The organism is Microcystis sp. M53602_WE12 (genome assembly GCF_030065455.1).
Lineage (GTDB): Bacteria > Cyanobacteriota > Cyanobacteriia > Cyanobacteriales > Microcystaceae > Microcystis > Microcystis aeruginosa.
Genome location: NZ_JASJFB010000434.1, coordinates 1 through 7,370, shown reverse-complemented (window position 1 = coordinate 7,370; position 7,370 = coordinate 1). Strand labels below are relative to the sequence as shown.

The 7,370-nt window shown below is 39.1% G+C and carries 7 protein-coding genes, 1 tRNA gene and 1 pseudogene; 4 read left to right on the top strand and 5 right to left on the bottom strand.

The window, feature by feature from the left end; all coding sequences use genetic code 11:
• Positions 1-140 precede the first annotated feature (140 nt).
• Together PX482_RS14670 and PX482_RS14665 are read right to left on the bottom strand one after the other, a co-directional pair.
• Positions 141-359 (bottom strand): annotated as a pseudogene (locus PX482_RS14670) (helix-turn-helix domain-containing protein); the annotation flags it as partial.
• A complete protein-coding gene (locus PX482_RS14665) occupies positions 356-697 on the bottom strand; it encodes a type II toxin-antitoxin system RelE/ParE family toxin (protein ID WP_288027385.1) in 342 nt (113 codons plus the stop codon). The gene PX482_RS14665 and the pseudogene PX482_RS14670, both read right to left, overlap by 4 nt.
• A 227-nt stretch (positions 698-924) precedes the next feature.
• Here PX482_RS14665 and PX482_RS14660 point away from each other — a divergent pair, with 227 nt between their 5' ends.
• The 3 genes from PX482_RS14660 (at position 925) to PX482_RS14650 (ending at position 1,924) form a co-directional block, all read left to right on the top strand.
• On the top strand, positions 925-1,176 hold the full coding sequence (locus PX482_RS14660) for a hypothetical protein (protein WP_002797268.1): 252 nt from the start codon (positions 925-927) through the stop codon (positions 1,174-1,176).
• An 86-nt stretch (positions 1,177-1,262) separates the two neighbouring features.
• Complete coding sequence (locus PX482_RS14655; protein ID WP_002774365.1) at positions 1,263-1,514, top strand: hypothetical protein; 252 nt, start codon at positions 1,263-1,265, stop codon at positions 1,512-1,514.
• On the top strand, positions 1,511-1,924 hold the full coding sequence (locus tag PX482_RS14650; protein WP_130757600.1) for a type II toxin-antitoxin system VapC family toxin: 414 nt from the start codon (positions 1,511-1,513) through the stop codon (positions 1,922-1,924). The genes PX482_RS14655 and PX482_RS14650 overlap by 4 nt, the downstream gene beginning before the upstream one ends.
• Positions 1,925-1,939: 15 nt before the next feature.
• On the opposite strand, the gene PX482_RS14645 is transcribed toward PX482_RS14650, so the two are convergent.
• Positions 1,940-3,253 carry a tetratricopeptide repeat protein gene (locus tag PX482_RS14645; protein WP_288027378.1) on the bottom strand — a complete coding sequence of 438 codons (1,314 nt, stop codon included), beginning with the start codon at positions 3,251-3,253 and terminating at the stop codon, positions 1,940-1,942.
• A gap of 291 nt (positions 3,254-3,544) precedes the next feature.
• Positions 3,545-3,618, bottom strand: a tRNA-Arg gene (locus tag PX482_RS14640).
• A gap of 43 nt (positions 3,619-3,661) precedes the next feature.
• On the opposite strand from PX482_RS14640, the gene moaC reads away from it, so the two are divergent.
• Positions 3,662-4,162: a cyclic pyranopterin monophosphate synthase MoaC gene (moaC, locus tag PX482_RS14635; protein WP_002774359.1), complete on the top strand. Its 501-nt coding sequence runs from the start codon at positions 3,662-3,664 to the stop codon at positions 4,160-4,162.
• Positions 4,163-4,385: 223 nt separating this feature from the next.
• Here the strand turns inward: moaC and PX482_RS14630 are convergent.
• On the bottom strand, positions 4,386-7,370 hold a 2,985-nt coding region (locus PX482_RS14630), incomplete at its 5' end, for a cobaltochelatase subunit CobN (protein WP_288122611.1).

The following is a 7,370-nucleotide window of genomic DNA, read 5'->3' as shown; positions in this document are numbered from 1 at the left end:
TGAGGTGGCCAATTACCTAATTTTCAGGGAAAAAGTCCAGGAATTTTCCCCCCGATCCCCGCAATGGCTGGCACTTTTTGAGGGGAAAAAAGTCCAAAAGTCTTATCCAACAAGGTTTTTAGATTTATTCAGCAAGCCCTATTTAGCTCTAGATTTTGCTCTTGTTTAAGTTTAGGTACTATTGATTGCTGTACTTCAAGATACTTTGCCAATTCTGATAAAGATAAACCTAGTTTTTCCTGCAAATACTTAAGCGTAAGTTCCTCCAGATAAATTTGGGAAGCTCTTGCTTTAATAATTGCTTGTCGTTCTCCACAAAGTTTATTAAATTCTTCCGAGAAGTTGGTATATTCTTTCATGACTTTTCTTCCTTAAGTTTTTCCAGATATTTTTGATAACGTTGATCTGCTATAGGAATATTTTCTTTGTACCATCTTTTGTTACCTGACTTGTTCCCCCCAACAAGTAAAATTGCTTGTCGATGAGGATCAAAGGCAAATAAAACACGCCAAGGTTCACCTTTATACTGAATACGAAGCTCTTTCATATTCTTAAAAGAAGATCCTTCAATGGTATCAACTCGTGGTCTCCCCAGTGCTGGTCTAAGTTTCATCAATACAGTTAAAACAGCAAATACTTCATTTTGAAGTCCCTGTTCTTGTTGATAAAACCAGAACCTAAAATCTGGATCAAATATAATATTCTATTCCATAACTATAATATAGTCTGTACATAAAATAATGTCAAGCTTTCAGTTAAACATTCGGCTCTCTTGCCATCATCATTATAAATTATAACATCGGTGAATAATCTCTGTGTTCTTTGTGTCTCTGTGGTTAATTACCCTCGATAATCTCCGTACCTCAATCCAACTTGAAAATGCTATAATAAAAGTAACCTATTATCACTAAGGAACCTTTAATCATGACTAACTTAAACAATCATTCAACCTCTAACACATCCGAAGAGCCTGAGTTATCAATGGAAGAACTCGATGCTAAATGGGATGCACTAGAAAATGACCCAGAATTTTTAGCAAAACCTATCTGGCAACAAATTATAGAAATTGGCGCACTTGTTCCCCAATCAGAATGGCGAAAACACTTACCTACAGACTTTGCGCGTAATTTTGAACACTATATGTACGGCGCACCGAGAGAAGATGAGGAAGAATGAAACAAATTTTCGCAAAACATTTACCTGACCAGATAATTTAGGTTATCATTAACTTATTCTCTTTAATCTAAAAGGAACCTTTAATCATGACTAACTTAAACAATCATTCAACCTCTAACACATCCGAAGAGCCTGAGTTATCAATGGAAGAACTCGATGCTAAATGGGATGCACTAGAAAATGACCCAGAATTTCGCAAAAAACCTTTTTGGCAAAGAATTGTTGAGATTGGTAACGTTGTTCCCCAATCAGAATGGCGAAAACACTTTCCCAGAGACTTTGCGCGTAACGCGGAACATTATATGTACGGCGCACCGAGAGAAGATGAGGAAGAATGAGAAAAATTTTCTTAGATACCTTCTATTTAAAAGCGTTAGCTGATAGAGGAGATAATGCTCATAGACTTGCTATAAGTATGGTAGCAAGACTGGGTAACTTTAGAGGTGTTACCAGTGAAATGGTTCTGACAGAATTACTCAATGCTTTATGCAGTAGAGGGGAATTTTTGCGTAAATCAGCTATTCGTCTAACTCATGATTTACGCAATGACAGCAAAACCATAATCATTCCCCAAACCAGTGAACAATTTCAGCAAGCTTTTGATTTTTACCAAAGACGATTAGATAAAGGATACAGTTTAACTGATTGTGCTTCCATGCAGATTATGAGACAACTGGAAATCTCTCAAATATTAACCTTTGATAAGCATTTTCAGCAAGAAGGATTTAGCGCATTACTCAGAGAATAGTCACTAAACTTTACTTCACTTTAATTTTTTCCTCGCTTCATATAACCATTGCTCCTCCTCCGTATTAATTTCCCTCCCTTCGGCTAATTTAAGACATTTACGCCAATTTTCCTGAGATAATTTCTTGTCTTCTTTTTCTAAAAGTTGAGCATAAATACAAAAAGCAGCACCGGGATTGCGGATAAATTTCTGATAAGCTGGATTTTCAGCGATACCAATAGCAACTAAAAGATTAGGAACTGCATCTTCACTGCGATTTTGCTTAAATCTGGCCCAGCCTAGATTTTTATAAATACTATATTTTTGTAATGCTAAATTGCGTTTCTCCTCTTCAGTAAATTGGTCTAGTTTTTCATCTTTTTCTGCTAATAATCTCTTGGCTTTTTCCAGTAACTCTACCGCTTCTGCATTCTTATTATCTCGCAGATACCAATAAGCGAGATTATTATAAGCATCTATAAAACCACCTTTTGCCGCAATTAAATAGTGTTTCTTCCCATTAGTCAAATCCTGTAACTCTTCATAAAGTGTTGCTAACTTATAATGAGCATCTAGATTATCTGGATCTAACTCAATCGCTTTTAAATACTTCTCTTCGGCTGAAGCTAAATTAGGAAATTCTTGACTTGCTGGCGGAGGAGATTGTAAACGGTTGCCTTCTTGCTTATAAAGCTCAGAAAACCAAGAGAAATTTAGATAAATTCCCAAGAGAATAGCAAAGACTATTACTGTTACAGAAAACTGTATTTCTTCATACCAATGTTCAGCAATCCCAAGCAATTTCATTAACTTAACAAAACCCTTCTGGCGCGTCCGTGTGAGAGCATTTTCAGTTTGTAATAAAGAAATGAAAGTCGAAAAAATAACACCTCCTATTTCTAGCAAACCTGAACCACCACTAAGAAACCGAGTAGCAATCGTTCCGATTAATGTAAAATTAACCCCTAATAAAACCAGTTTACCGATTCTCAATAGCCAATCAAAGCGATTGCAAGGATGCAAAGATTCCCTACTTTCTAAATGCCACCACCAAGCCTGAGCAGACATAGGTAAAGTCTCCCGATATTCAGCTAAGTCAAGAACTTGAGTAATTTTGTAGCTTTTCTGTTTTAATCTATTATCTTGTTCGATTAATTTTGACGACATATCAACCGAAATTTCCGCCTCAGCTTCCATTTGTTTATTAAGAGCATCTCTGGCGGCAATAATTTCTAAAGCCTGTGCTTTTTTCAGAGATTTATTATGAGAAGTATCTAAATAATTTAGAGCATTCTGGTAACGCTCTAAAGCAACTTGAAAGGGTGTCGGCACAGGTGCAGGAGAATTCATATTATACTAAATCCGTTGAGCATAGGTTACTTATAAGGACAGGCAAAAGGCAAGAGGCAAAAGGCAAAAGGGGGAATAAATAATCAGTTTTTAATAACCAGATTTAGTATTATACAATCCTAAAAGTTTAGTTTCTTTCACTGTTTGAGGGTAAAAAATACCTCGGCAAAACTGGCTGATGATACTAAATCCTGTTTAAAAAGTATAGGAAAGTGGGAAGATGGGGCAAAAAACCAAAGGAATTAGGAACTATATGTCCCTAATTCCTGTAGTATATGCCATTGTATGTAACGGGCTTGGAGAGACTCGAACTCCCGACCTTGTGGTCCGTAGCCACACGCTCTAATCCACTAAGCTACAAGCCCTTGTTTTTCTCAACAGTAAACTACTATAGCACAGGTTCATTCAATGACGCAAGAGGGTAAAGAAAAATTATCTCATCTCGACAGCCAAGGCGAGGCCCAGATGGTGGATGTATCGGAGAAAATGCCCACTAAACGCACTGCTATCGCCCTAGGACAAGTGAGAATGCTAAAAACGACTTTTGAAGCCATAGAACAGGGAAATGCGCCTAAAGGTGACGTTTTAGGGACGGCCAGACTAGCAGGAATTATGGCGGCCAAACAAACTTCCTCCTTAATTCCCCTTTGCCATCCCTTACCCCTGCAAAAAATCAATGTTCAGATTATCCCGAAAGCAGAGTTACCCGGCTACGAAATTCGGGCAGAAGTGGTGACAAAATCGGAAACTGGGGTAGAAATGGAAGCTTTAACGGCGGTATCTGTGGCAGCCTTGACTTTATACGATATGGCTAAAGCGTTAGAAAAATCAATCCTGATTGAAAATATCCGTCTGCTGAGTAAAACAGGAGGGAAATCAGATTATCATCAGGATTCCCTGTTGCGATGAAAACTCTAAGTAGGGTTTGCGGCAAAAAGTTTTTCCTGGTGTCAGGGTGTGGGGTGTGGGGTGTGGGGTGTGGGGTGTAGGGTGTGGGGTTGTACCAATTTTCAGGGAGTCAATTACCTAATTTTCGGGGAAAAAGTACCTGACTCCAATCGCTGGCACTTGTTGATTCCAAAAAAGCCTAAAGATATTATCCAAGAAGGTTTTTAGATTTATTCAGCAAACCCTAAGTAACCCCTTCTAATTTTTCATCGGTCAATTGATATAATTCCTGTAATTTCTCTAATTTGTCGGGGTCTGCTTGCCAAAAACCGCGACCCTGTGCTTCTAACATTCTACCGACAATATTACGGAAAGCTTCGGGATTAGCTTGACGCAATTTTTCCGCCATTTCTGCATCAAAAGCGTAGGTATCGGCTGCCTGATCATACACCCAATCGTCACTAAAATTAGCCGTACCGCCCCAACCAATTAAAGCGGTCATTCTTTGGGAGATTTCGTAGGCCCCACCGGAACCTTGATTAACCATGGCATTGGCCCATTTAGGATTGAGTAATTTACTGCGGTATTCTAAGCGCAAAACCTCCTCTAATTTGCGGGGAGTTGTATCATTGGAAAAACTCTCGACAAAACTCGTCATCACCCGTTTACCGCTTTGTTTTTCTGCGGCTAATTTTAATCCTCCTGTATTGCCGTAGTATTCCTGAATATCGGTTAAACCGTATTCTACCGAGTCAATTTCTTGGATAATACTTTCACTGGTTTTTAATAACTGTTGTAGCACTTCTGGTCGCGCTTGTCCCTTATCTTGACGACCATAACTAAAAACATTACGCTTTTCCCAAGTTTTCGCTAATTCGTTGTCATTGTCCCAATTTCCCTCCACTACTTGGTCATTAACTAAAGAGCCAAAATCCCCAGCAGGATTGGAAAACAAACGAGCGCTGGCATTGTCAATTCCTTGACTTTTTAAGGTTAAATAGTGCTTACGGATATAATTATCATTTTCCGATTCTTCTATCTCAGCTGCCCGCTGCATTAAATCATCCAATAACTCGATAATATTGATAAAAGTATCGCGAAAAATTCCCGATAAATTAGCCAGAATATCGATGCGCGGGTGTCCAATTTCCCCTAGAGGTTTTAATTCATACCTGACAATTCTTCCTGTCCCCTCTTTCACTGGTTCCGCACCAACTAATTCTAAGAGAATACCCAGGGATTCACCCTTAGTTTTAATCACATCTAATCCCCAGAGTAAAACTGCTACAGTTTCGGGATATTTTCCTTTTTCGGTTAAGTTTTGTTGTAGCAGTTTTTTGGCGATTTCTCGTCCGCGAGTGTAGGCTGCGGGGGAAGGCATCCGGTAGGGATCCAAAGCGTGTATATTGCGTCCTGTGGGCAAAACTCCCGCACCATCCCGGAGTAAATCACCCCCCGGTGCCGGTGGTACATATTCCCCATTTAATCCCCGCAAAAGATTAGTTAACTCTTCGCTATTTTGTCCTAATAAATTTTTAATAGTAATGCCTTCTTTAACCTTTTCATTGGTTGCTTCGTCAGCGATAATTTGCTGAAATTCTCGCTCAGATAAATCGGTAAAATAAGCGTCAAGATAACCTTTTAATTCTTCCTGATTGGGAGCAGTGCCTAGGGTGTGTAAACCCGAAGAAAATAGTCTTTGTTCGACGATTTGTAGGTAATTATACACCTTGACAAAATAATCGGTTAGTGCATAGCGGCTAAATAATTTGGCATTTTCTAAAGTGAATTCTATTCCCTGTTTTTCTGCTTCCAGAAAAGGACAATCTTTAGCGATACCTGTATCAATAATCTTTTGGAGGATACTATCTCTTAAAGCGTAATTTTTCTCAGGATTTTCTCGAAACTCGGCAATCAAATCTCGTAAAATCATCAATTCTTTATATAATCCCGCTCGTCCGTAGGGAGGCACATTATGGGAAATTAACACCCCATAACCGCGACGTTTAGCTAGGATAGATTCCGAGGGATTATTAGCGGCATAAATATATAAATTCGGTAAATCTCCTAATAAAATATCTGACCAAGAATAACCAGTATTTCCTAGGGGTGAACCGGGCAGCCATTCGACAGTTCCGTGCATACCAAAATGAATGATCGCATCGGTCTTAAAATCTTTTTGTAACCACTGATAAAAGGCTGCATACTGAGGGTGAGGAGTTAAATCTTTTTCAAACATTAACCGCATCGGATCCCCAGCAATTCCTAAAGGTGGCTGCACTCCAATCCAGATATTACCTAACTCAATTCCCCCTAAATGATATTGGTCGCCAATAGTTTTTATTCCCGCATCTTTAAGGGATTTCCAGTGTTTTTCAATGCGAGAAGTTAATAGATAACCTAGCCAATTTTCTAAAGTTTCTATCGATAAACGATTTTGTTTAGAGAGATTTTCATCATCGGCAAATTTAACTTTTTGAATAATTTCTTCCCCGTCTTCGGGAATCGTTCCCAGATTATAACCCTGCGCTTGTAAAGCTTGTAAAAACTTAACTAAACTCCGGGGAACATTTAATAAAGCTGCCGTACCAACTGCCCCATAACCCGGGGGAAATCCATAGAGAATGATGGCTATTTTGCGTTCTTGCGGAGGGGTTTTATGTAACTTAATCCAACTATGCAAACGTCCAGTTAAACGCTGTAATCTTTCGGGGATTAAATAGATAGTTTCCCCCACTAATCCCCCCAGAGGAATCGTATCAATTGCTCCATCTAATTCAGGTAAAGCGTATAGAACCACACTCTGTAAACCACCGATTCCCTGTCTTGTCCAAGAATAAATATCTTGAATCAATAAAGGGGCAGCGATAAGATAAGGAATATTTTTAGCGGACAGAATTCGTTTAGCCACTTCTACCTGTCTTCCTGCTTCCATAGAACCCGCAGGACCCCCCACCAAAGGAAAGCCAATCGTCGAGACAATTGCATCTACTGTCACCGCATCTTCACTTAAAGAAGGAGTTTCAATGATTCCTTTTTTTCTTTGCTGAATTTCGTAGTCTGTGGTTAACCAATCCCGAACAATTGTATGGCCTTCCACTCCGTTAATAAACACGGGTAGGGGAATTAAATTAGCCGTTTCAAAATGACGGATTAATTGATTAATATAGGGCAATTTACTGATAACGTGCTTCCGATAAAGCAGCAGTGCCACCACTGGTTTATCAAG

Coding starts and splice junctions, on each gene's coding strand:
- PX482_RS14650 (WP_130757600.1), top strand. CDS start 1,511: ATGAGAAAAATTTTCTTAGATACCTTCTATTTAAAAGCGTTAGCTGAT.
- PX482_RS14645 (WP_288027378.1), bottom strand. CDS start 3,253: ATGAATTCTCCTGCACCTGTGCCGACACCCTTTCAAGTTGCTTTAGAG.
- moaC (WP_002774359.1), top strand. CDS start 3,662: ATGACGCAAGAGGGTAAAGAAAAATTATCTCATCTCGACAGCCAAGGC.
- PX482_RS14660 (WP_002797268.1), top strand. CDS start 925: ATGACTAACTTAAACAATCATTCAACCTCTAACACATCCGAAGAGCCT.
- PX482_RS14655 (WP_002774365.1), top strand. CDS start 1,263: ATGACTAACTTAAACAATCATTCAACCTCTAACACATCCGAAGAGCCT.